Annotated in this window: 17 protein-coding genes; all 17 read right to left on the bottom strand. The window is 39.3% G+C overall.

Features of this window, described 5'->3' with window-relative positions:
• Positions 1-147: 147 nt before the first annotated feature.
• Positions 148-2652: a TonB-dependent receptor gene (locus tag Q4489_RS04775; protein ID WP_303477762.1), complete on the bottom strand. Its 2505-nt coding sequence runs from the start codon at positions 2650-2652 to the stop codon at positions 148-150.
• A 139-nt stretch (positions 2653-2791) separates the two neighbouring features.
• Entirely contained in the window at positions 2792-3079 is a 288-nt protein-coding gene (locus tag Q4489_RS04770) for a hypothetical protein (RefSeq protein ID WP_303477761.1), read from the bottom strand.
• Between the two features lie 197 nt (positions 3080-3276).
• Positions 3277-4716, bottom strand: coding sequence for a metalloprotease TldD (gene tldD / locus Q4489_RS04765; protein WP_303477759.1), 1440 nt, complete (start codon positions 4714-4716; stop codon positions 3277-3279).
• Positions 4709-5551 (bottom strand): carbon-nitrogen hydrolase family protein, encoded by an 843-nt coding sequence (locus Q4489_RS04760; RefSeq protein ID WP_303477758.1) that lies wholly within the window; start codon positions 5549-5551, stop codon positions 4709-4711. Before Q4489_RS04760 ends, tldD begins: the two co-directional genes overlap by 8 nt.
• Complete coding sequence (locus Q4489_RS04755) at positions 5544-9524, bottom strand: YhdP family protein (protein WP_303477757.1); 3981 nt, start codon at positions 9522-9524, stop codon at positions 5544-5546. The genes Q4489_RS04760 and Q4489_RS04755 overlap by 8 nt, the downstream gene beginning before the upstream one ends.
• Positions 9525-9638: 114 nt before the next feature.
• Positions 9639-11102, bottom strand: coding sequence for a ribonuclease G (gene rng / locus Q4489_RS04750; RefSeq protein WP_303477755.1), 1464 nt, complete (start codon positions 11100-11102; stop codon positions 9639-9641).
• Positions 11103-11112: 10 nt separating this feature from the next.
• A complete protein-coding gene (locus tag Q4489_RS04745; RefSeq protein WP_303477753.1) occupies positions 11113-11715 on the bottom strand; it encodes a nucleoside triphosphate pyrophosphatase in 603 nt (200 codons plus the stop codon).
• An 11-nt stretch (positions 11716-11726) separates the two neighbouring features.
• Complete coding sequence (gene mreD, locus Q4489_RS04740; protein ID WP_303477751.1) at positions 11727-12206, bottom strand: rod shape-determining protein MreD; 480 nt, start codon at positions 12204-12206, stop codon at positions 11727-11729.
• Positions 12193-13080, bottom strand: a complete 888-nt coding sequence (mreC, locus tag Q4489_RS04735) for a rod shape-determining protein MreC (protein WP_303477750.1) — start codon at positions 13078-13080, stop codon at positions 12193-12195. Before mreC ends, mreD begins: the two co-directional genes overlap by 14 nt.
• A gap of 188 nt (positions 13081-13268) precedes the next feature.
• Positions 13269-14312, bottom strand: coding sequence for a rod shape-determining protein (locus Q4489_RS04730; RefSeq protein WP_074500290.1), 1044 nt, complete (start codon positions 14310-14312; stop codon positions 13269-13271).
• 168 nt (positions 14313-14480) lie between these two features.
• On the bottom strand, positions 14481-18674 hold the full coding sequence (locus Q4489_RS04725; RefSeq protein ID WP_303477748.1) for a LamG domain-containing protein: 4194 nt from the start codon (positions 18672-18674) through the stop codon (positions 14481-14483).
• A 228-nt stretch (positions 18675-18902) separates the two neighbouring features.
• Entirely contained in the window at positions 18903-19532 is a 630-nt protein-coding gene (locus Q4489_RS04720) for a PEP-CTERM sorting domain-containing protein (protein ID WP_303477747.1), read from the bottom strand.
• A 172-nt stretch (positions 19533-19704) separates the two neighbouring features.
• On the bottom strand, positions 19705-20142 hold the full coding sequence (locus Q4489_RS04715; RefSeq protein WP_303477746.1) for a pilus assembly PilX N-terminal domain-containing protein: 438 nt from the start codon (positions 20140-20142) through the stop codon (positions 19705-19707).
• Positions 20132-20881 carry a type II secretion system protein gene (locus Q4489_RS04710; protein ID WP_303477745.1) on the bottom strand — a complete coding sequence of 250 codons (750 nt, stop codon included), beginning with the start codon at positions 20879-20881 and terminating at the stop codon, positions 20132-20134. The genes Q4489_RS04715 and Q4489_RS04710 overlap by 11 nt, the downstream gene beginning before the upstream one ends.
• A complete protein-coding gene (locus Q4489_RS04705; protein ID WP_303477743.1) occupies positions 20881-21426 on the bottom strand; it encodes a prepilin-type N-terminal cleavage/methylation domain-containing protein in 546 nt (181 codons plus the stop codon). The genes Q4489_RS04710 and Q4489_RS04705 overlap by 1 nt, the downstream gene beginning before the upstream one ends.
• Entirely contained in the window at positions 21416-21925 is a 510-nt protein-coding gene (locus Q4489_RS04700) for a Tfp pilus assembly protein FimT/FimU (protein WP_303477741.1), read from the bottom strand. Before Q4489_RS04700 ends, Q4489_RS04705 begins: the two co-directional genes overlap by 11 nt.
• Entirely contained in the window at positions 21922-22422 is a 501-nt protein-coding gene (locus Q4489_RS04695) for a prepilin-type N-terminal cleavage/methylation domain-containing protein (protein WP_303477740.1), read from the bottom strand. The genes Q4489_RS04700 and Q4489_RS04695 overlap by 4 nt, the downstream gene beginning before the upstream one ends.
• Between the last annotated feature and the right edge of the window lie 147 nt (positions 22423-22569).

Below are 22569 nucleotides of genomic sequence, written 5' to 3'. Positions count from 1 at the left end.
CTTACCTTTATCTTTGATATGCATAAACATTAAGCTTTGATGCTACCATAGTTAAGGTTTGTCTTTGTTAAGCGCTTTTTGAACAATACGCGAGTAATGAAGCCGATGAGTTTCTACATTACTCGCGATACCACTTAGAAAAGCTTATTAAAAACTGCCTCGAATTCCTAATTCAATACCTCTACCCGGCAAAGGTGCTACATTCTTTAAAAATGATGTATGCACACGCGCATCTTCATCTGTAAGGTTGTTACCCTTAACAAATAAAACGAAATCATCGCCAATACCGTCTAAATAATAGTTCACATGCGCATCAACTAACGTATAACCGGCTGTTTCTTCTTCGTATTGAGAAATATCATCTTGATCAAAATAATGATTAACAGACAATTGGGCACTATAGTTTTGCGCCATATAATCAATGGTTGCACCAACTCTCATTGGTGGTATACGTGGTAAATTACCACCTGATTTTAATTTAGCACGCGTATAGTCAGCATACACATTTGAGCGAAGGTTTGATGTCCATTGATAAATCACCTCAGCTTCAACACCGTACATTTCAACGTCACGTTGTTGATACACATAAACAGGCAAGCCTTCATCTGAAAACTCATCATGATGATCTTCTTCATCTTCATGATGTTCTTCTTCGTGTTCATCATGCTCTTCTTCATGATCACCATGTTCGTGATGTGTTTCAACAAAAAGTCCAGTATTGGTTTGATAAAAATAATCATCAACCTGATTATAAAACGCACCAAGCACGAAGCCTAAGTCACCTTCAAATTTGCGCCAAGTTAAATCTATGTTCGTTGCCGTTTCTAGTTCAATACCTTCTTGTTCGATATGGAAGTGATCATTGTGCAATGAGTAAATCGCCCCCTTTTCAAACGTATTGGTGCCTATATGCGGACCATTTGAAAATAACTCTGCTGCAGAAGGTGCTCGTTGCGAATAGGCTAATGATAAGCCAATGTTATACCCTGGCTGATAATCCCATACGAAACCTGCTGATAAACTTACTGGCGTAAAATCTTGAGTTGTTAATTCGTCTTCATCATGATGGTGCTCATCATCATGTTCATCTTCGTCATGCGATTCATCATTTTGCGCACTAACTTCTACATGCTCAATACGTGCGCCAAGCTGTACGAGAAGATCATCAAAATGACGCTCTTCTAACCAAGCTAATGCAACAGAGCTCGTTTCTGATGGCGGCGTAAAGGCTTCCGCGCCAATAGCTTCAAAGTCATTGGTTTTGTAGTGAAGTGTCCAAGCACCTTTCCATCCAAACATTTCATTATGAAAGATATCAAAGCGAGCCTCTAACATCTCACTGTTAAAAACAGTGCCAACTTCATCACCCTCAATTTCTTTATGCTGGTAGTCTGTATAAGATAATTTGCTCGCAACTTTATTAACAAAGCCTTTATTGAAGTTCAATTCACTTAAAAACTGTAAACGTTCTTGGGTTAAATCACCCCAAACATTTTCTTCGTGAACCTCAAGCTCTTCTTCATGATCATCATGGCCTTCTTCGTGTTCTTCATGATCTTCTTCGTGCTCTTCTCCATGGCTGTGCCCTGGTATTCCGTATTCACGATTGCTTTTTCCGTATGAAAAGCCAATAAAGCCTTCATCAAGAATAAAACTTGTACCAATGGTAAAGCCAGAAGACTTAGAGGCACTATTGGCTAAAATACCTTTTTCTTGCGCATGCTCTTCATGTTCTTCTTCATGATCATGGTCGTGCTCTTCACTATGTTCATCATGATCTTCGTCGTGCTCCAGCTCCGCATAACCGGGTATTTTGTAATCATCGCCATCTCGCCAAAAACCATCAACATGAAACGCCATATTGCCTACAGAAGTATTAGCCATTAAACTCAGCTCGTCTTCTGATGCCACTGTGTTGTGTTTCGCTAAATAGCTAAATTCATCGCCAAGCTGTTTTGGTACTCGGTTATCAACAACGTTTACAACGCCACCAATGGCACCACTGCCATAAAATAACGTTGCTGGGCCACGTAATACTTCAATTTGTTGTGCGGTAGCAGATTCTGTCGACACAACATGATCTGGACCAACACGTGAGGCATCACCTACATCTAGGCCATTTTGCGTGATTAAAACGCGAGGGCCATCTAACCCGCGGATAATTGGGCTACTAGAAACAGGGCCGAAATAAGTAGAATGCACACCCACTTCATTTTTAAGTGTTTCACCTAACGTTGATGCTTGTTTCGTTCGTAGTTCATCGCTAGCAATAACATTTACTGGCAATGCAGATTCGATGGTAGAAGAATGTAATGGTGTTGCATGCACATCTACCACTTCCATCACACTGGGTTTTAATGAGAAATTAATTTTTGTTCTGTTGTCAGATGATAAGGTGATTTTTTGATTCTGATGCGCAAAATTTTTCGCACTCACATGTAATTCAACGTTGCCTGACTCTATCCCTGTAAAGGTAAACCTACCAAATTCATCCGTTAGAACAACTTTTTTACTGTTTACAATCGCAACTTTAGCGTATTGAATTGGTTCACCACTTGCATTTTTTACTATGCCCGAGACTTGTTGAGCGGCAAAAACAATAGAGGATGCTGACGACAACGTGAATAGCGTCACTACGGGGAAAAGTTTCATAATATTCCTGTACATTTATGAGTATATGAACGAAATGCGCAAAGGTCATCATCGCACAAGGCATAAACCTCGGCGTAAGACGATGCTCGTTCAATCAAAAATTTAATTAAAATAAGGTTTGTTTAAAAATAAGGGAGTACTAAGGTGTAGGCGGTGCACGTTGCGATGGTTTTACATAAGTTGGTAGTGCAGCGAGCATTACGTGTTTATTAAGACAGGGCGCCGAATATTGGCCAATGTTCGTATTGGCAATGGTTACAGGGCGGTAAGCAGGGTCGGCTTTTTGCTGACAAAGCTTGCAATCTAACTGTTCAAAAACTTGAAGATCTGTAGAAGTATCATGGCTATGAGTAGCAAAAGAGAACAGCATAATAAGTGACAAAAAGGCACTCATTGATACGTGTTTAAATTTTTTGAAAAGGCGCATGTTCAACTTCATGGCCGTGATAATATAACATTACACAGATAGCTGCAATGAATGTAAAAAAGAAAATTTATCGATTATTAGCAATCACTAAAATCTAAACGTTGATTATGCTGAATAATACCAAGGAGTGCTAAGATACGTTATTTGGTTAACACCTAAGAAAGCGCTTGTTTGCGCTCTCATAGAAGGCGACAGCGTTATTGCGTGCCGCCTATAGTCATTTCATCTACTTTTAACGTTGGTTGTCCCACACCGACTGGAACGCTTTGCCCATCTTTGCCGCACACGCCAATTCCAGGGTCTAATTCGAGATCATTCCCTACCATGCTGACTTTTTTCATAGCTTCAGGTCCGCTACCAATTAGTGTTGCCCCTTTAATTGGCGAGGTGATCACACCATCTTCAATTAAATAGGCTTCTGAACTGGTAAACACAAATTTACCTGAGGTAATATCAACCTGCCCCCCTGCAAAGTGTGGGGCATAAATTCCTTTTTTAACGGACTTTATGATATCAGTGGGAGAATGCTGTCCTGCAAGCATGTAAGTGTTTGTCATCCGTGGCATCGGTAAATGCGCATAAGACTCACGACGTCCATTACCTGTAGCTTTTACACCCATTAATGCAGCATTATGCTTATCTTGCATATATCCTTTTAAAATGCCTTTTTCGATCAAGGTATTGTATTGAGCCGGCACACCTTCATCATCAATATTCATAGAACCTCGGCGATTAGCCAATGTGCCATCATCAACAATCGTACAGTGTTCAGAGGTAACTTGTTGACCGATTTTTCCAGAAAATGCAGATGATCCTTTGCGGTTAAAGTCGCCTTCTAAACCGTGACCAACAGCTTCATGCAGTAAAACGCCCGGCCAGCCAGCTCCTAGCACCACAGGTAATGTGCCAGCTGGAGAGTCAATCGCCACTAAATTAACTAGCGCTTGCCTTACCGCTTCCTGAGCATATTCAAGGTAGCGTGGTTGGTCACCTTCCGCTTCGAAAAAATAGCTGTAATCTGTTCGCGCGCCACCACCAGCACTACCGCGCTCACGTTTACCATCACTTTCAACAAGTACTGAACAATTTAATCGAACTAGCGGGCGAATATCGGTGGCATAAGTGCCATCGTTAGCGGCAACTAATATTTTTTCATAGACCCCAGATAAGCTAACAATAACCTGCTTTACACGTTCATCTTGTTGCCTAGCATGTGCTTCAACTTCATGTAACAAGGTAATTTTTTGCTCTTGAGTCAAACTACCTAACGGATCTATATCGCTATAAATTTGCACAACAGGTTGCTTATTAAATACTTTAATTTTTCCAGATTGTTCAGCTTTCACGATGCCTTTAGCGGCATCGGCAGCTTTTATAATCGCTTGAGCCGAAATATCATCGGAATATGAGAAGCCAGTTTTTTCACCTGAAACTGCTCTTACGCCTACCCCTCGTTCAATATTATAGGAGCCTTCTTTAACAACGCCATCTTCTAGTAGCCAAGATTCATGGGCGCTTGATTGAAAATATAAATCAGCAAGGTCAATGTTAGTCTGATTAATACCAGATAATATATCGGTTATAAAACCTTGATCTATTTGGCCTTTACCTAATAAATCTTGTTCAACTTCATTCATGATTGATTAACTTCGTTGTAAATTTGTTGTGAGTTTGAACAGGTATTGCTTTTCTTACCTGTGTAATTTTTGCGGTATCTATTTGCGCCGTAATATGCCCAATACCTTCAGGAAGCTGTTCAATAATTTCTCCCCATGGATCAATAATTATACTATGCCCATATGTTTCTCTACCATTGCTGTGCGTGCCGTATTGACCCGCTGCAACAATATACACTTGATTTTCTATCGCTCGTGCGCGTAATAGTGCAAGCCAATGTGCTTCACCGGTGACTTTAGTGAATGCACTCGGCACAGTGATAACTTGTGCGCCTTTGTTTCGCAACTGTCTAAATAATTCGGGGAAACGAAGATCGTAACAAATAGTAAGTCCAACAGTGATACCTGCTATGTCTACGGTGACAACCTTATTACCCGCCAAGGTATATTTTGACTCTAAATAGTGTTTTTCACTGTCTTGAACTTCAACATCAAATAAATGTAACTTATCGTATTGAGCAACTTCGTCACCAGCTGCGTTAAACACGCAACAACTATTGGTGAATTTATCTTCCTTCGCTTGATACAAGGGCACACTGCCTGCAATTAAACAAACTCCATACTTTTTAGCTAACGTTGCTAAAGCGACTCTTAAGGCATCATCATTACAGGTTTGCCTTGCTAAAGCGAGTTGCTGAGAATCTTTACCGCCAAAATATAAACAACATTCAGGTAACACCACTATATGTTGTTGATTAGTGCTGGCTGTTAATGTACTCAGTTGTTGCTCAATAACCGTTAAATTTGTTGCAACATCTGGTGCTGTTGTTAATTGAATCGCAGATATATTAACCATTTGGCCGTTCCATTTGATCTTTTTTGACTGGTTCTATCAGCCCTGTTTCTGGGTTTAGTACCCCTTCAATTTTTTGCTCTGATGCTTGCTCTGGTAAATTTTCAACAATTTGAGGAGGAGAGTCTTGCCCAACACTTATGTGTTTAGTCTTTTTATTTATCTGTTGAAAATTTGGTTTAGCAATATCACCCGTTAACGCAAACTGGTACTCAACTGGTACTTGAGAGGTTATAACACCATCTATCGCCACGCCAGCTAAAAACGTGACAGGGTTCAACGTTGCAATCCATGCGATAGCGGGAAGGCTGGAGGTAACATTGGGCTGGTATGACATTCGGTAATCTAGCTTTTGAGTCGTTAAATCAGTATTACCTTTAACACTTAAATCACCTGCAGCCCCTTTCATAAAGGTGTTTTTTGTATAAACAATGCCATCTTTAATATGATAATCACCTTTTATTTCACTATAAAACATGCCATCAGAAAACATATCACGAAAGTCGAACCTTAACTTTCTGACTAATGATTGCAAGCTAAGTATTGAAAAAGCTCTGGCTTGATCAGGAACTTCCTTTAACACACCTTCGTCAAGTTCGGCTTTGATATCCCCATTAAAATTACTCACGGCAAAATTATGGGGACCACCTAACCAATTAACGGCAAAGGAAGCTTCCAAACCGCTGTCAGCTACGGTTGATGATAGACCTAAACGCTCAAATTCTCTTTCAATATCGTTGCTATCAAAGCGTCCAATGATATCCGTAATCGAATGTTCGCCTTGCACTTCCCAGCTAGCATCAAATGCCAACTGATTACCTTTTCTTTTGGCAACAAAATTTTCAATGACTAACTTATTATCACTCATTCGATTTAATAAAAAGTCGACTTTTCCAAAAGATAAATTAGCATATTGACAATCACCGCAAGAAAAACGAATTGGTGGCATGTTTTCAAAAATCTTCTGGTTTAATTGTTGGTCTGCGTTATCAATTATATTATCTTTTGCAAGCTGTTCCGTTACGTTTGACTCTTTAGCATTGAATAAAGGTTTTTCCGTAGCAATTCGAATATAATCGGCATTTATGTCTATCCCCTGTGTCAGTAACTCGGGAAATATTTTGACTTCTCCTCGGGCTTCTTTACTGGTTAGCGTAAGCTGCCACCAACTTGTTTGATCGGCCAAATCAAAAGATACACCGTTCAGTTCTTCGCCATATACATCTACCTGCGCAATATTCCCGCGAATAATATCTGGTGAAGGCAATAAAGGACTAGTGTGTTGATTATTTTCGGTGTTTAGTAACGCTATACTCGCTAATAAGTCGGTAATAAATGGCTGCCATTCGTTAACGCTGGCCGAAGCTAGTGAGGTTGTCACATGAAACCCTGTTTTAGGAAGTGACATGGGTTCATCACCTAAAATCAAATGTGACTGATTGAAATTGATTTGTTGATGATTTAGTTTGCCATAAAAGGCCAACTGTTCACCGATCATTGCATCAATGGTCGATTCTTCCAAATCACCATTAACAATCACTTTACTCTTCGTGATTTCTTGCTCCCCTTTGTTAAATGGGGTTGGTAAATTAAGTGTTGTTCCTTCTAAGGTTGAATCAACGGTTAAGTGATAGTTAAATTCACCATCATCAAAGTTATTTAGCACTAATTGCCCTTGCCAAGCTAATAGACCTTCACCATACGGTTTCATCAGTGTAGGTAATTGCGCTAACCATGCGTTTTCTGGCCATAAAGCAGAGATATTTATTTCTGTTTCATAATGTAGAGGGTTCTGAATTCCTTTTACCTCAAACGATAGCGGCATACCTCGCCAATTTGCTGTTAAACCTTTTGTATTAATTTTTTCATTTTCAAACGTCAACTGTCCATTTAACCCACTAAATAGCATTTCCGGCGACTTCAAGGCTACGTCATTATCATTAAATCTAATATTACCTTTTGCTAAGGTCGCATCGACATTGTTAAGCGGTAATGAAAGTGAAAATGTTGCCGCGATATTTTGTTTAACATTCACCTGTTCTAATACTGCGCCAACACTTTCATCAAGGGGACTAGTTAGCATCAGGTTCGTTACTAAAGCAGGGTCTGCTTGTGCAATTTCGGCTGCAACGTTTAACACTTGATCATGTGATAAAGAATCTATTGAAGCCGTAACTCCGGTAACATCCAATCCATTTAACGTACCTGATCTTCCTGTGATCAACATTTTATTATTGGTGAAATTTAAATTTGCTGCAAAATGTTGGATTGCAGGCCAGCTTTCATTGAAGATAAAACTGGCATTTTCAAGTTCAGCACTTACGTTAAAAATACCTTCATTATGATCAAACGGAAATTTTGCTAATGGTCCATTAAACAGTATTTTCGCCTGTGAAATGTTACCTTTTTTAAGTGCACCGTTTAAGTAGCCAACCAAATTCTCACCCATCAACAATGATGGATATAATGAAGGAGCATCAACAACATTAAGCTCAGAAGCATTAGCTACTAATGACATTTCAGTGTCTTTCTCTGGCGAAACAGTGATTCCCAGTGCAGCATTTACTTTTATTTTGGATGAATCAAGCACCAGGTCAGTTGAAGATATCTTCCATTGTTCTGCTTGTTTCCTTACTACAACATTCCCTAATAGCCGTTCAAAAGTAATTGGCGCATCAAAATGCTCTGCAAAATCAACGACTCCTTGTTGACCATCCAGTGCCACTTTCATCGTATCGTTATGAAAAGCAACCTCACCAGAAAGCCCAGAAATAGCAGGTATGCCATCACTGTATTGTGATTGAAACTGTGAAAAATTTGCCGTTGCTTTTATATCGTCTTTTGACTGCTGAAAAACAATTTTCGTTATTTGCCCGCTCGGGTTTATCGCCTCAAGTGTTGAACGTATTTCTTTTTGCTCAATAAATAACGGTAATAAATCATTGACCCCACCAATATCTAACTGAGAAATACTGCCGATTAAATTACCATTGTTGCGTTTTACATCAACAACGAATGGCTGCCACTGTTGCTCATCGGTGCGAATTAAAATATTGTTAGAATACACATGAAGCCTTTCAGTTGTTGATAGATTATCAAACACCAATTGCCCTTGCGTAATATTCAATGTTTTTATCGCATTTTGATGTTGCCAAGCGATTTGATTGTCACCTAACGACACTTGTAATTGATCAGCCTTACCATTTTTAATAGCTAACCATGCATCAAAATTAATCGAGGCATGAGTATTTTCATCTTCAATGGCGAACACTTTATCTAACCAAGGGGTAATATTGAGCTGGTTCGCTTGTAAATAAAGCTTACCTTGCATGTCACGAAGTTTCTCACCATGAATAGCCATATTAAATTGTAAGGTATTCGAGGTTAGTCCGTCTAACACCACCTTACCTTTAGCTTTATGCGACAAACCATTATTTGCCCAATACAGTTCCTTGATTAAGAACGTTCTTTCACCTTTCTCATCACGGTAGATTATTTGGCTGTTTTGCACAGAAAAGCGGTTTATTTGCTTTAAAAAAAGCCTTGATGCATTTTTTACTAATTTAGTATTGCTTGTAGAATTACTGGAAAACGCTTGCTGATCAAAAAGTACTCTGACCCCATTTAATGATAGATCTTTAGTGACAATATTACGCTGTTTTATACTTCGCCAAAAGTCGACACTGACATCAAAGGCTTCAATATAAATTTCAGCACCTTCGGTTTGCAAAACACTTACATTTTCAGCAATTAAACTGGGGCCTGAGCTCAACCAGCCCATATTTAAATTACCGATAACAATATGGCTGTTATAGGTATTATTAATATAGTCTTGTAAATGCTGACGATAATTATGAGCGTAAGGTAAAAATAGACGTAACGAGCTTATCAGCACAGCAAATATGACCAATAAAATAGCCAATATTTTGTATGCTCGGTTTAACCAACGATTGGAAACCTTCGATACTCTCATCATCTAAATTCGTTCACCTCTTTAGGTAAGTTTTACGGTATCCTTGCTTAACGTCAACGTAACTCCCTGTTTTGTTGGTCGTACTCCATGTCTAACATGAAAGCTAATCACGCATAATTACATCATGACGACATCAAACTGTTCCTGATTATACATGATCTCAGTCTGCACTTTAATTTGCTTGCCGATAAAAACTTCAAGTTCAGCAAGATTATGAAATTCATCGTTCACTAACGATTCGCTAACGGCTGTTGATGCGTAAACAATAAACTTATCGGTATCATACGCACGATTAACCCGAACAATTTCACGTAGTATTTCAAAACAGACGGTTTCAACCGTTTTTAAATAGCCACGACCATCGCAAACAGGGCATTCTCCGCACAGTATATGCTCTAAGCTTTCACGAGTTCTTTTGCGAGTCATTTCAACAAGCCCTAAAGCCGAAAAGTCTGAAAGACTATATTTAACATTATCGCGAGCCATCGCTACATCTAAACTATGCAACACACGTCTTTGGTGATCTTCATTATGCATATCTATAAAGTCGACAATAATGATCCCACCTAAGTTCCGTAATCTTAATTGTCTGGCAATCGCTTGTGTTGCTTCGATGTTGGTATTAAAAATGGTTTCTTCTAAATTTCGATGTCCAACAAAGGCACCTGTATTGATATCAATGGTGGTCATCGCTTCTGTTTGATCGATAATCAAATAGCCGCCAGATTTTAATTCAATTTTTCGATGTAAGGCTCGCTGAATCTCATTCTCAACATCAAACAGGTCAAAAATAGGCCGCTCACCAGGGTAATACTCCATTACTGGCGTAAGTTCTGGCACAAACTCTTGTGTAAATTCACCCAATTGATCAAAGGTTAATTTAGAATCAACCCTAATTCGCTCTAACGAAACCCCGACAAAGTCCCGAATAACTCTAAACGCGAGCGGTAAATCTTGATAGATAGCAACTTTAGTTTGTTTACGTTTTTTACGTTCCATCACTTTTGACCAAACACGACAAAGAAATTCTGCATCGTGTTGCAATTCTTTTTCGCCAGCTCCTTCTGCGGCCGTACGTACAATAAAGCCGTGATCTTCTTCACAATACGGTTGCACTATCTCACGCAGCCGCTTTCGCTCTTCTACATCTTCAATTCGTTGGGAAATACCTGCATGACTAGCATTAGGCATTAAAACCAGATAACGTGCTGCTACTGTAATATCAGTCGTTAATCGAGCACCTTTTGTGCCTAATGGATCTTTAACTACTTGTACAACAATATGCTGTCCTTCATGCACTAAACTTCTAATATCAGGCACTTGATCGCCATTACTTTCTTCATTAAGTATTAATGAAGAATTAATATCTGAAGCATGTAAAAAGGCAGCTTTATCTAAGTTAATATCAACGAAAGCTGCTTGCATGCCAGGTAGCACTCTAATCACTTTGCCAAGATAAATATTACCAACTAGACCACGCTTAGCTTCTCGTTCAACATGCACTTCTTGAAGCACACCATTTTCGATAAGCGCTACTCGCGTTTCACTGGGGGTTACATTGATCAGTAATTCACCGGCCATTTAACTTCCTTTATTTGGTAGTCGTGCTATTGAAGGGTGTAAAGATATTAAACTGTGTTAATAATTGTTTGGTTTCACATAACGGTAAGCCAACAACAGAAGAATAACTGCCATTGATTGTCTTAACAAATTGACCGCCTATTCCCTGAATACCATAGCCACCTGCTTTATCTTTAGGTTCACCACTTTGCCAATAAGCGTTTATTTCGGCATCAGATATCTCATCAAATTCCACATGGGTACACACTACTGATGTTTTGCTTAATGCTTGCTGAACAACCGCTACTCCAGTATATACTTGATGAGTTGTCCCCGACAGTAACAACAAATATTCCCGGCATTGTTGTAGGTTTTCTGGCTTTCCTAAAATACGTTGTTGGTAAACAACACAAGTATCAGAGCCGATAACAACAGTTGCATCGGCAGATTTCTTAGCAATACTTTGTGCTTTTTCTAACGCTAAACGTGCCACATAATCATGGGGTGTTTCTTGCGGTTTTAACGATTCATCTATATCTGGGCTAATACTTTCAAATTGATAGCCTAATTGCGAAAGAAATGCTTTTCGTCGTGGAGATTGCGAGGCTAAAATCAATGAGTACAGTTGTGACATGCACACTCCTGTTATTTAATACCAAAATGCCGGCGTATTTTTCGTAATAATAAAAAAGCCCAAGGCCATAAAATAATTGTGGTGATCACAGGATATAAGTAACTTGGTAAAAAGATAATATCGGTTAAGAAACGTTGAAACCAAAACACCAACAAGTGATATAAAGCTGATAACACACCAACAATAAGTGCTTGCTGCCAAACTGAAAAGTTACGAATTTTTTGGAAGTTTCCTGCAACAATATACACACATAACGCCATTGCTGCCGCGTGTACTCCTAATACGGAGCCTAAAAGTACATCAAGTAAAAACCCCATAAACCAGGCCGTGATCACATTTATTCTACTTGGTAATGCTAAGGTCCAATAAAGTAATACCACCAACACCCAATCAGGTCTAAAAGCATCAACATTTAATGGTAGTGGCATAATAGAGCCGACTATCGCCACTAATAACGTTAAGAGGATTATAATACCGTTATGAGCCAGCATTTTCATTCTCCGGTATGGCTGTTAGTGCATCTTTACTTGAAAAGATAGCTGTTGGCTTCTCTGGCCATAATAACAATACGTAGCGTAAGCGATTAATTTGCGCTACTGGTTCACTTTGAACCTGCGCAAACGGCCTAGACTCATCCATTTTAACCGCTACAACTTTAGCAACAGGGTAACCTTCCGGGTATTTACCACCTAGTCCTGATGTTACCAATAAGTCACCCACCACAACATCTGTGCTGTGTGGTACAAAATTGTGCACTAATCGGTCAATCGTACCAGTACCATTTGCAACCATGCGAATGCCGTTTCGTCGAATACGAACAGGCACGGCATGGGTAACATCGGTAATTAATATTACTCGGCTGGTAATGGTGCCAACATGCAATATTTGGCCAACAATGCCTTTTTCATCAATGATTGCTTGTCCTTCAAATACTCCATCATTAGCACCTCGGTTAATCACCACTTGATGGGAGTATGGATCACTATCGACAGATAGAATCTCAGCTACCATTTTCTTAGCATCTTTTCGCACAGGCGATGACAATAATGAACGTAATCTGTCATTTTCTTGCTTCAGAATGTTAAGTTGCATCGCTTGCTCTTGAAATTGAAGCTCATTTGATTTGAGCCGCTGGTTTTCTTCAATCAAGTGTTGGCGTGTCGTTAAATTCTCTACTGCCCAATCAATCGCTTGTTTAGGTGTTGTTGCTAAGTATTGCAGTGGGCTTACCATTGACTGTAAATAACCCCGAACAAACTCGAAGCTATTCATTTTATGATCAAAAAATATCAATAGCGCAGAACAAAACAGCACCAGAACTAGCCGGTGCTGTGGAGAAGGTCCATGTTTAAATATAGGATTCATCGAGAATATAGTTTCTCTTTGTTGTTAAATTTAATCGCGCGTAATGTACTATTATCTGGTCCATTTAGCGTCGATTTATGCGTGGGTTGTACACGCTAAAACAAGAAAAAGTACAGCGTTGATTATTATCAATGAGTACTTTTAACGCAGCTATAAAGTGTAATAAATAGTCAGCATAAAACTTGCTATTACTCGTATGCGAACAGATCGCCCCCATGCATATCAATCATTTCTAGAGCTTTACCACCACCTCGTGCTACACAAGTTAGAGGATCATCAGCAACAACAACTGGTATACCGGTTTCTTCCATTAATAAACGATCTAAATCTTTCAATAATGCACCGCCGCCTGTTAGTACCATACCGCGCTCTGAAATATCAGATGCTAGTTCTGGCGGTGATTGCTCTAACGCTACCATGATCGCGCTAACAATACCGGTCAACGGCTCTTGTAATGCTTCTAAGATTTCATTGCTATTAAGCGTGAAACTACGTGGAACCCCTTCTGCTAAGTTACGACCACGTACTTCTATTTCGATTAACTCTTCACCTGGGTAAGCAGATCCTATTTCATGCTTAATGCGTTCAGCCGTTGCTTCACCAATTAAACTACCAAAATTTCGACGCACATAATTAATGATCGCATCGTCAAACTTATCACCACCAATGCGTACTGATGACGAATACACCACACCATTTAATGAAATAATACCGACTTCGGTAGTACCGCCACCTATATCAACCACCATTGAACCTGTTGCTTCAGAAACTGGCATACCAGCACCGATAGCTGCTGCCATTGGTTCATCAATAAGATAAACTTCACGCGCACCAGCACCTAATGCAGACTCACGAATAGCACGACGTTCCACTTGTGTAGAACCACAAGGCACACACACTAATACTCGAGGGCTAGGACGTAAAAAATTATTGCTGTGTACTTGCTTGATAAAGTATTGCAACATTTTTTCAGTCACGAAAAAGTTAGCGATTACGCCGTCTTTCATCGGACGAATAGCCTCAATATTACCAGGCGTACGACCTAACATTTGTTTTGCAGCGGTTCCCACTGCGGCAACACTTTTTGAACCACCGGCTCTGTCTTGACGAATAGCAACTACGGATGGCTCGTTAAGTACGATGCCTTGTTCTTTAACATAAATGAGTGTATTTGCTGTTCCTAAATCGATTGATAAATCGTTTGAAAACATGCCTCTTAATTTTTTAAACATAAGGTCTAAATGTCCTTGCTACTTGACTACAACATGCCTGCCATAGCGTACTTCAATTATTTTGCTAATTGTCGGTAATCATACCCCAGTATTTACTAGATGTGATGCCTCAATGATGAAAAAAACATGTTTTTTTGCAACTTTTTTCATGAAAGTGTCAAAAAGTGGTTATTTTTGAATTTCTCGCCACGAAATTATCCGATCATTACCACGAAATAAGCCAAAATTTAATAATGCTGCGGGGTTATCATTGTTATTACCATCATCTTGCCAGTCGTATTTTAACCATTCTGGCACTTCATATTCAAATTGCAACGCCCCTTGTTTACCATTTCCAGGAGCACTAAAGGTAAAACGGTTCGGCTGGTCAATAAAACGTCCAGCAGCGAAGCTTCCAGCTGTCGCGGCATCAACATCCGACATTGTTAGACCATCCGTATTATCCATATCAAACAACCGATATTGACCATCCACTAAGCCACCACTGAAGATAGCCCCTGTAATCACTTTATCGTTAAGAGTATTAAGTGTCGGCGTTGTGCAGCTGTCATCGTCATGAACAACAAAACCACTGCCATCAAAATACTCTAGGCGCATTGCAACCGGTAATGCTTCTGTTTCTGGTCCATAAGCGTTATCAACCACCCAACGACCAAATCGCATTTTACTTGCTGAACTCGATAATGCTTTTGCGGTAAAGTTACCCGCATTCGATAACATATCTAAACCTAGTAATTCACTGCCTTCGGGATCAACAAGTTTAATACCGTACCGAAGCTGTTCATAGGGACCATCGATACTTGTTAGTCGATTAAATTTACCTTCATCTTTACCAGAGGAGTCATCTTCATTTTCATAAACACCTGATTGCCAATTACCATTAAAATCAGCTAACCGCGTTGATAAATCAATGGTATTGGCATTTTCAGCGACAAAAGCGATGTTCGCTTTAATAAAATCAAAATTGTTCGTTTTAAGATAGTTTTCAGTTTTAACACCCGCTGCATTTTGTGCTTCTATCCGATAGTTGAATTTAATTGCTGGTTGAGACATGTATGTCATTGCATTACAAAAATTTTCTACATCATTACTAACCATTGCAAACTGAGCAGGCACAGAACTAACCATCGCAAACTGCGCCGGCACAAATCGCCCGATAGCCGACTGGCCTTGCGCATGATTATTGTTGTTATTGGCATTTTGTACTTCACGAGCAAACAATTTAATTAATCCTACTTCGCTGTATGTCGCTCCTTGATTGTAATCAACTTCACTTTGGTATTCTCCTTGAGAAAAAGGCACCGTGACACCGGTATAATTTTCTGCGAGAGTATTTGACACTAACCCTAATACACTTTTAGCAACCAATACTCCCTCAGCACCTTCGCTAAATGGCGCTGTGCGTTGTAACGCCAACTCAACATTTTTGTTAAAATTCTTTGTCACACCACCTGATTTATTCACGGCTTTCATTGATAAATTAAACGCTTCACCCGCCTTTTGAATACTTCCCCCGGTATCGCTTGTGTTATCTAGACTATTTCCGGAAGAAGTAGAGGCCGAAATTAAAAACGCATAAGGCCTTACATAAAAAACATCACTGTCTCCAACAAGCGTGATTGCAGGGTTATCAACGGTAGCGGGTATCGTGTGTTTTGCATATAAGGCAATATCACCAACATCATGATATAAATTGTTCGGTAATTGCGCTTGAGAATTAGCATCAAAAGTTAAACTAACCGTCGAAAATTGGTTTGGCGATGAGCCACTGTATTTAGGAACAACATTATTGCCAATAAGGTAATTTTGTGTGCCGTTTATCGTACTTGGGGTGATAGCTTTCATGGCGAAATCAATATTTCTAGCGCCTGGTGTGTCAAAATATCCTTGGCATGCGCCTTTATTATTTTTAACCGCTTGAATAAAAATCCGCGAATTTCCAGCAGAAAGCATCGCTTCCCCTGCAATTTCGATGTTATTAAAGCCAGTAATTTTAAAACCAGCGTTACTAAACGTGATATCGCAATCATTTGGGTTATTACTATTACATACGTATCCATTACTTGCCGGAATACTGGCATTATCAATAGATAGCGTTGTTTTTTCGGCAACTTGGTAAGGTAAGTCAACGGTTGTACTACCAATAAAACTGACTGACTGAGTCACAGCGTGTGAACTACCAGTGGCTACAAGATCTACATTGACAATATTGCTCGATTCAACACAATTTGCGCCAAAGCTATTGGTACAAGCTTTAATTGTGATAGGTTCTGGTTCGCATGTTAATCCTGTTCCACTGTGAGTGATTAAGTAATGATCAACATCAGTAAGTGGACAACTCGGGTTGTTATCAATAAGCGTTTGTACTTCTGCGGCAGATAATGCATTTTGAAATACATGAATGTCATCAATTAAACCATGAAAGAAGTATTGATTAGTGCCTACTCGCTTACTGATTGCTAATGGATCATTGGTTTGAACTAATGTTGTCGCAGAAAATGAACTACTAGCAACCACAGCACCGTCTTGGTATAGCTTTAAACTTGTGCCATTGAAAACCAAAGCTACATGTACCCAATCGCCCAGTGTAGCAGGGAGTGAAGAAGTGATCTCATATCGGCCGTTAGCCGTTTCTGCTCGCCCCTTCAATACGCCATTTTCAGAAAAAATGCCCATTTGCGCGCGACCAGAGCCTCCTCCATGAACAGATTTTGCCATTATTTGCGTGGTGCCATTCCAGCTATTAGCACGAAAATAAGCAGCATAGGTTAATGTTGAAGTGCCATTAAGTAAGTCGTTATGCGGTATTAGCACGTGATCATTATTACCATCAAATTCGCCATATCGACATGACGCACTACCGACCGTTTTTGCGCCATTATAAGCAGTGCCGTTAATGCCATTAATACTATCTATAACTAACCCTGAACCACCCTGCCAAGTTGCTTCTTCCATTTTTAAATGCAAAACTTCTGTTGGTTGTGCTGTAGCCCCGCAACTGTAGGTCACGAAAGAATCACGGTTCAATTCAATATTATCACCCGAAATGGCACCTTGAAATGTTGTACTCCTTTCTATTTCAATATCTTCAACGGCATACAAGAGCGCAGTTACGTTTGCGTTACGGTTAAGTTTAACGCCTTGATATGCATAAATATGAAATTCACTTGCATTGCCGCCCTGATTAATCGTTGTATTTCGTGGTAACTCCAACGCATCATTATTGCCATCACCGTCTTTAAAAAACATGCGTACTAAACCACTACCAATCACTTCGATATTAATAGCAAAACCGGAATAGGTTAATTCTTCAATCCAATAATCACCGGGGGTCAAGCGCAAGGTAGCGTCAGTTTTTAACGATAGTGTTTCAATACGGTATTCAGAATAATTAGATGAAAAATTTAATGTGCCCCCCCTTTCAATTGCTACTTCGTCAAAGGTATTTCCATTTATGGTTCTTGTGCTATTTCGTGAAACACTAAAGTCTTGGCTACTTGATGTTGTTTTAAAGCGAGAGCTTGTCATTGCGGTGGTTGGGGTTCCTGATGCTGAACATTGGCCAAAAACATCACAAGATGTAATATTACTCGAATGTATGATCCTTGCTGTTGCTAAAATGTTATCAGGATTATTGATGATTTTACTGTCTCGATTAAAATGAATTTGCCCATTATTTGTGTGACTGGTTATTCCATCAACAAATGTTGAGTTACACGAAAAATCGAAAGGCTTAGCGTTGACACATAAGCCGTGGGTATTCATATCAGTAATATCTTCAGCATCAAACTCAAGTTCACCTTCACCATATACAGCAAGTGCGCCCCCAACTGAAATAGCACCATTGATGTCAAAGTCATTGCCACCTAAGCTGCCTATTACTGTAGAACCTGCTACATATATATTCGCATTAATCTTAACATCATCGGCAATAGTTAAGGCTCCAGTAACAACAATTAAAATATTGCTTGGCACCCCTGATAGATTAACTTCAGAACCAACAGGAATTGTCGCATTACCGTCAATGTAAATAACCGCAGTACCTGTTCCAGAAAATGTCAGCCCTTCACTGTCAGTAAGTCCCCAACTTGAGTAATAGTAAACACCATCTGTTACTGTGGTTAAATTAAATGCACCATTATCAGGTAACCCGCTTAGAGCAGGAGGAGTAAAGGTAGGTATGGAAACAGTTTTGCATTTATTGCTATTACATTCACTGTCATCACCATATGAAAAAAATTGTTTACTGCCATTCACAGCAAACGAATGATCTTGCTGAGGAAAAATTTCTGAACAATCTATTGCATTAGCAACCACTGAACAACAAAACAAAATGGTAGCAGCAAATACCTTAATATACATATGTTCCTGACACAGTTTCGCAAATGATTAGTTAAAAGGTACTCTGATGTTAACGAATTGACAAGTAACAGCTTGTATTTATAAAAATAATAGTGAATAGAATGGGGACAATAACACTAAAAGAAAAAACCCCGCAAGTGCGGGGAAGATTTTCATGAAACAAAGGGGTACGCATAACAAGGTTAGTCACTATAAACAGTGTCATTATGCGCAAAATCGGTGATCAACTTAGTAACGGACGAACTTACGAGACATTATAAAAACAAAGCCTAATGCCATTAAAAGTAATGACGCTGGTTCAGGTACATCAACTGACGGGATGTCAACTAACGATTCTCTAACATAAAAGGTGTCGGCAAAATCAAGATAAAAAGGAATTAACCCTGCTTCGTTTCGTTCACTGGCAATTATACCAACTAGGAAGTCACTTGTAGTGACAACGTCTTGATCTAAAATATTCTGATTCAAACCAGTAAAAACGGAATTAAAATACTCTACAGCGTGAATATAGCCTGTCGTATTTCCTTGTTCATCTTTAATAGTAAAGGCATCTAAGGTTAATACTTGATGAATAAACACGAGCTGTTCAAACGTTGCATAAGTCCAGTTTTGTTGAACTTCAGGCGCATATAATGTATTTGTTCCCCAAGCTTCTGCATTTACCGGTGAAACCCAAGCATAATCCCACCCATTTGCAGAAACATAGTGAATATTTTCAGAGGTTGGTGATAATTGATCGACCGCGTTAGTATAGTCAAAACTATCAAGTTCAGACTGCGTTAAATTAGTGATCAGCGTCGCTTGTGAAGGACTAGATAAACATATCGATAATAATATTAGGCTAAAAAAAGTTTTCATTAATACCACCTTATTTAATGAGAAGACCCACAAAACGTGTAATCTTGAGTATTTATAATCAAGTTACATGCCAATAATATATTCTTCTTTATTTTCAGTCTATTGATGAAAAAATAATAAATAATAGTGATGGCACTGTAAAGAAATCTTACAATATTATGTTATCGGAGTGTTATAAACTACGTGCTTGTACTTCAATCGTTCGAGATGTTACAACATCGTCAACAGCACAACTCCCCGTACTAGTTAGCCGATAATAACGAACACCTGAAACTTCAATATTATCTTCGCAAGAGGTGCTCACTTGGCAGCTTTGAAAACCATCAACAGTATCAATCGCTGGTGCAGGTCCAAAAGATGTGCACCGTTGTGCGGGGTTATTTAACGGGAATAGTTTTTGTAATTGCCATTGCATACCTGTTTGAGCGGCATGAAATGCACGAGTACCAAGCACTTCATAAACCACTGTATTGCTACTTGTACGCAGCATTTTAACAAGTGCTACGCCAAGTAAACTCATAACAACAATAACGAAAATAGCGATCACAAGAGCACTGCCTCGTAGTTGCTTTCTATTGGCTATTTTTTTTACTGATACGCTATGGAACATTTGGCACCTGTATCTCATTACTAAACAATGCTTGTTCATCATTTTCTTTAAATAACAGCGAAATGCGCACTAACGCGTTTCGTTGTAAACTTGCTGGTATCACTTCAATAATTGACGATGCTGTGTCTATACCTTCAGCAATAGTGACATTATTACGTAACAATGTACCGGTGTTTGATAAACAAATTTGAGTGTCATTACCAATAAAGTAAATACGCTTTGTTGGTGAGTCGGTATCAAAGATCACATTACTAGCCAGATTTACCTGCCAGGGTGTCACTGAGTCATCAATACTGTTGAAACTATGTACTTTACCCGAAGCTGCTTGGGTATCTGATTGATGCGTAGGATATACAATTACTTTGTCTGCATTTGCTATGTCACTTACCTCAAACGGCACAACTTCAATAGCGTTTTTTGGTGATTCTGGCGATACTGGAATATCAATATAAGTCGTTACGCCCCATATTGGCATAAATGTTAAGCACGTTGAACTACCAACATTTGACACACGTAAAGAGTTTGGCAGCGCTTGTCGCACTTCTCTGTTAAGTCGCTCAATCGCAAATCTCGCACCGCTAACCAGCTTATCTCGGGCAGTAGATTCGGCGTAAATATTACTGCCAAATTGCAAAAAGTTACTAACACCTACTGCTAATATCCCCAAAATAACAATCACCGTGATTAACTCAATCAAGGTAAAGCCACGCGCTTGACGTTTAGAGCTTTGAGAGAACATCAGTGGTTTGTCCGGTAGGTTGAAAAAGTAAGTTCGTAACCTGTTGGCGTTGTTACGGTCACCGTGATAAGTTTTGCTGTATTGCGATTATCATCAGTATCGCCTTCTTCATAAGTAACGCCATTATAGTCACTGTCATTGCCTACTTTTACCGATAAGGTATAGCCTAAATAATCGAGAGCATTCTCTTGAGAATCTTCAATTTCACCGACGTTATAAATTAAGCCATGGTAATCATCAACATCGTCAAACTGTTTACGCTCATCCCCTTCTTCGTTACCCATACTCGTACTACACCCTGTAATACCCGTTTCACCACAGCGTAATCGTCCGCCAGATTTATCACTATTTTCATCGAAAGCTTTTTGTTGAATTTCATTAAGCATTGATTGTGCTAATTCTGACCCCCGTATTTGATGCAACACACTAGCACTTTGTTCTGTAGCGGGGTATAACAAACTGGTTAATACGGCAAACGAAATAGAAAGCACCACCATGCCAACAATAGTTTCTATTAAAGTAAAACCTGAACACTTACCCTTCATAGATAAAACCTTCTTTATTGACCAGCACTTTTACGGTTTTTTCACTGCCTTGTATCAATATTTCACAAGGTGCAATACAACCTTGTGGTCGACCCATTTTATCAAATTGAATATCTGAGCCGCTAAAAGCCACATCATGGTTTGCCTCTATTTGTACACTTGTAGGGCCATCTTCTTTGGTTAAATCGTATCGTGCATCATCTTGCCAATTACTGGTATGACATTTATTAATAGTGCTTAAATCCGTTGCCAATAAGCCAATGATTTTTGCTTGCACTTTAACCAAATGGCAGTGTTCATCGACTGACTGTTGCATTGCACGCATTTGCACCGCACGTAATGTTGTAATGATTTCATCTTGATAGGTCATTTCTTCATAGCCGCTACTGGTAAACCATTTTGGTACGATAGTTACCGCAACAATCGCTAAAATAATAATGGTAACCACCATTTCAATAGTGGTAAAACCTTTAAGCGGGCGTTGTGAACTCGTTATCATAAACAAGGGTTCATGCCCACTTTGGCTGATGTTGATTTAGTTGTGCCTGTCGCCGCTAAATAATAAACGATACAGTCTTCATTGATATTACTCGGCACTGCTTGATCTTTAGGGTAAATGATAAGACGACTACTATCAGTGCTAGCAGTATACGTAAACACATCGCGATCAAAAGTAATGATTTTTTGCCATTCACTATTAGAACCAAGCGGGTAACCGTAGTTCACGGCAACAGTTTGACCATCAAGGGTTATGCGAGGAAAAGCTAATGCTGTATTTGCATTAGGCGCAAAAGGTAGTTGATGATTACCAGCAACCACTGATTTTCCATATACCCGAGCCATACCTCCGTCGATAGAGCCTTTTATCGCTTCAAGGGTTGTGGTTTTAGCATTGCCACTAAAATCAATGTATTTTGGTACAGCAATTGACGCTAAAATACCAACCACGATAATCACCACAATCAATTCTATTAGGGTAAAGCCGTTTTTGCGCATGAGTGAGTCATTCCAAATAGGTTGCGTTCAACTTTCTCTCTTTAACACCTCAATCATAATGAATATTTTTCAATAAATACAACTATGAGGCAAAAATCGTTAAAAAGTTGAAATAAAATCACTTTCTCCTTAATCTGCATTTATCGC

The sequence above is a fragment of the Thalassotalea sp. 1_MG-2023 genome, from assembly GCF_030546745.1.
Taxonomy (GTDB): Bacteria; Pseudomonadota; Gammaproteobacteria; order Enterobacterales; family Alteromonadaceae; genus Thalassotalea_C.
Note: the sequence above shows the minus strand (reverse complement) of the source record. Positions and strands in the feature narration are given on the sequence as shown.

Bases quoted from the DNA above. Each gene is read 5' to 3' on its own strand.
- Q4489_RS04775 (WP_303477762.1), bottom strand. From the start codon at position 2,652: ATGAAACTTTTCCCCGTAGTGACGCTATTCACGTTGTCGTCAGCATCC.
- Q4489_RS04770 (WP_303477761.1), bottom strand. From the start codon at position 3,079: ATGCGCCTTTTCAAAAAATTTAAACACGTATCAATGAGTGCCTTTTTG.
- tldD (WP_303477759.1), bottom strand. From the start codon at position 4,716: ATGAATGAAGTTGAACAAGATTTATTAGGTAAAGGCCAAATAGATCAA.
- Q4489_RS04760 (WP_303477758.1), bottom strand. From the start codon at position 5,551: ATGGTTAATATATCTGCGATTCAATTAACAACAGCACCAGATGTTGCA.
- Q4489_RS04755 (WP_303477757.1), bottom strand. From the start codon at position 9,524: ATGATGAGAGTATCGAAGGTTTCCAATCGTTGGTTAAACCGAGCATAC.
- rng (WP_303477755.1), bottom strand. From the start codon at position 11,102: ATGGCCGGTGAATTACTGATCAATGTAACCCCCAGTGAAACGCGAGTA.
- Q4489_RS04745 (WP_303477753.1), bottom strand. From the start codon at position 11,715: ATGTCACAACTGTACTCATTGATTTTAGCCTCGCAATCTCCACGACGA.
- mreD (WP_303477751.1), bottom strand. From the start codon at position 12,206: ATGCTGGCTCATAACGGTATTATAATCCTCTTAACGTTATTAGTGGCG.
- mreC (WP_303477750.1), bottom strand. From the start codon at position 13,080: ATGAATCCTATATTTAAACATGGACCTTCTCCACAGCACCGGCTAGTT.
- Q4489_RS04730 (WP_074500290.1), bottom strand. From the start codon at position 14,312: ATGTTTAAAAAATTAAGAGGCATGTTTTCAAACGATTTATCAATCGAT.
- Q4489_RS04725 (WP_303477748.1), bottom strand. From the start codon at position 18,674: ATGTATATTAAGGTATTTGCTGCTACCATTTTGTTTTGTTGTTCAGTG.
- Q4489_RS04720 (WP_303477747.1), bottom strand. From the start codon at position 19,532: ATGAAAACTTTTTTTAGCCTAATATTATTATCGATATGTTTATCTAGT.
- Q4489_RS04715 (WP_303477746.1), bottom strand. From the start codon at position 20,142: ATGTTCCATAGCGTATCAGTAAAAAAAATAGCCAATAGAAAGCAACTA.
- Q4489_RS04710 (WP_303477745.1), bottom strand. From the start codon at position 20,881: ATGTTCTCTCAAAGCTCTAAACGTCAAGCGCGTGGCTTTACCTTGATT.
- Q4489_RS04705 (WP_303477743.1), bottom strand. From the start codon at position 21,426: ATGAAGGGTAAGTGTTCAGGTTTTACTTTAATAGAAACTATTGTTGGC.
- Q4489_RS04700 (WP_303477741.1), bottom strand. From the start codon at position 21,925: ATGATAACGAGTTCACAACGCCCGCTTAAAGGTTTTACCACTATTGAA.
- Q4489_RS04695 (WP_303477740.1), bottom strand. From the start codon at position 22,422: ATGCGCAAAAACGGCTTTACCCTAATAGAATTGATTGTGGTGATTATC.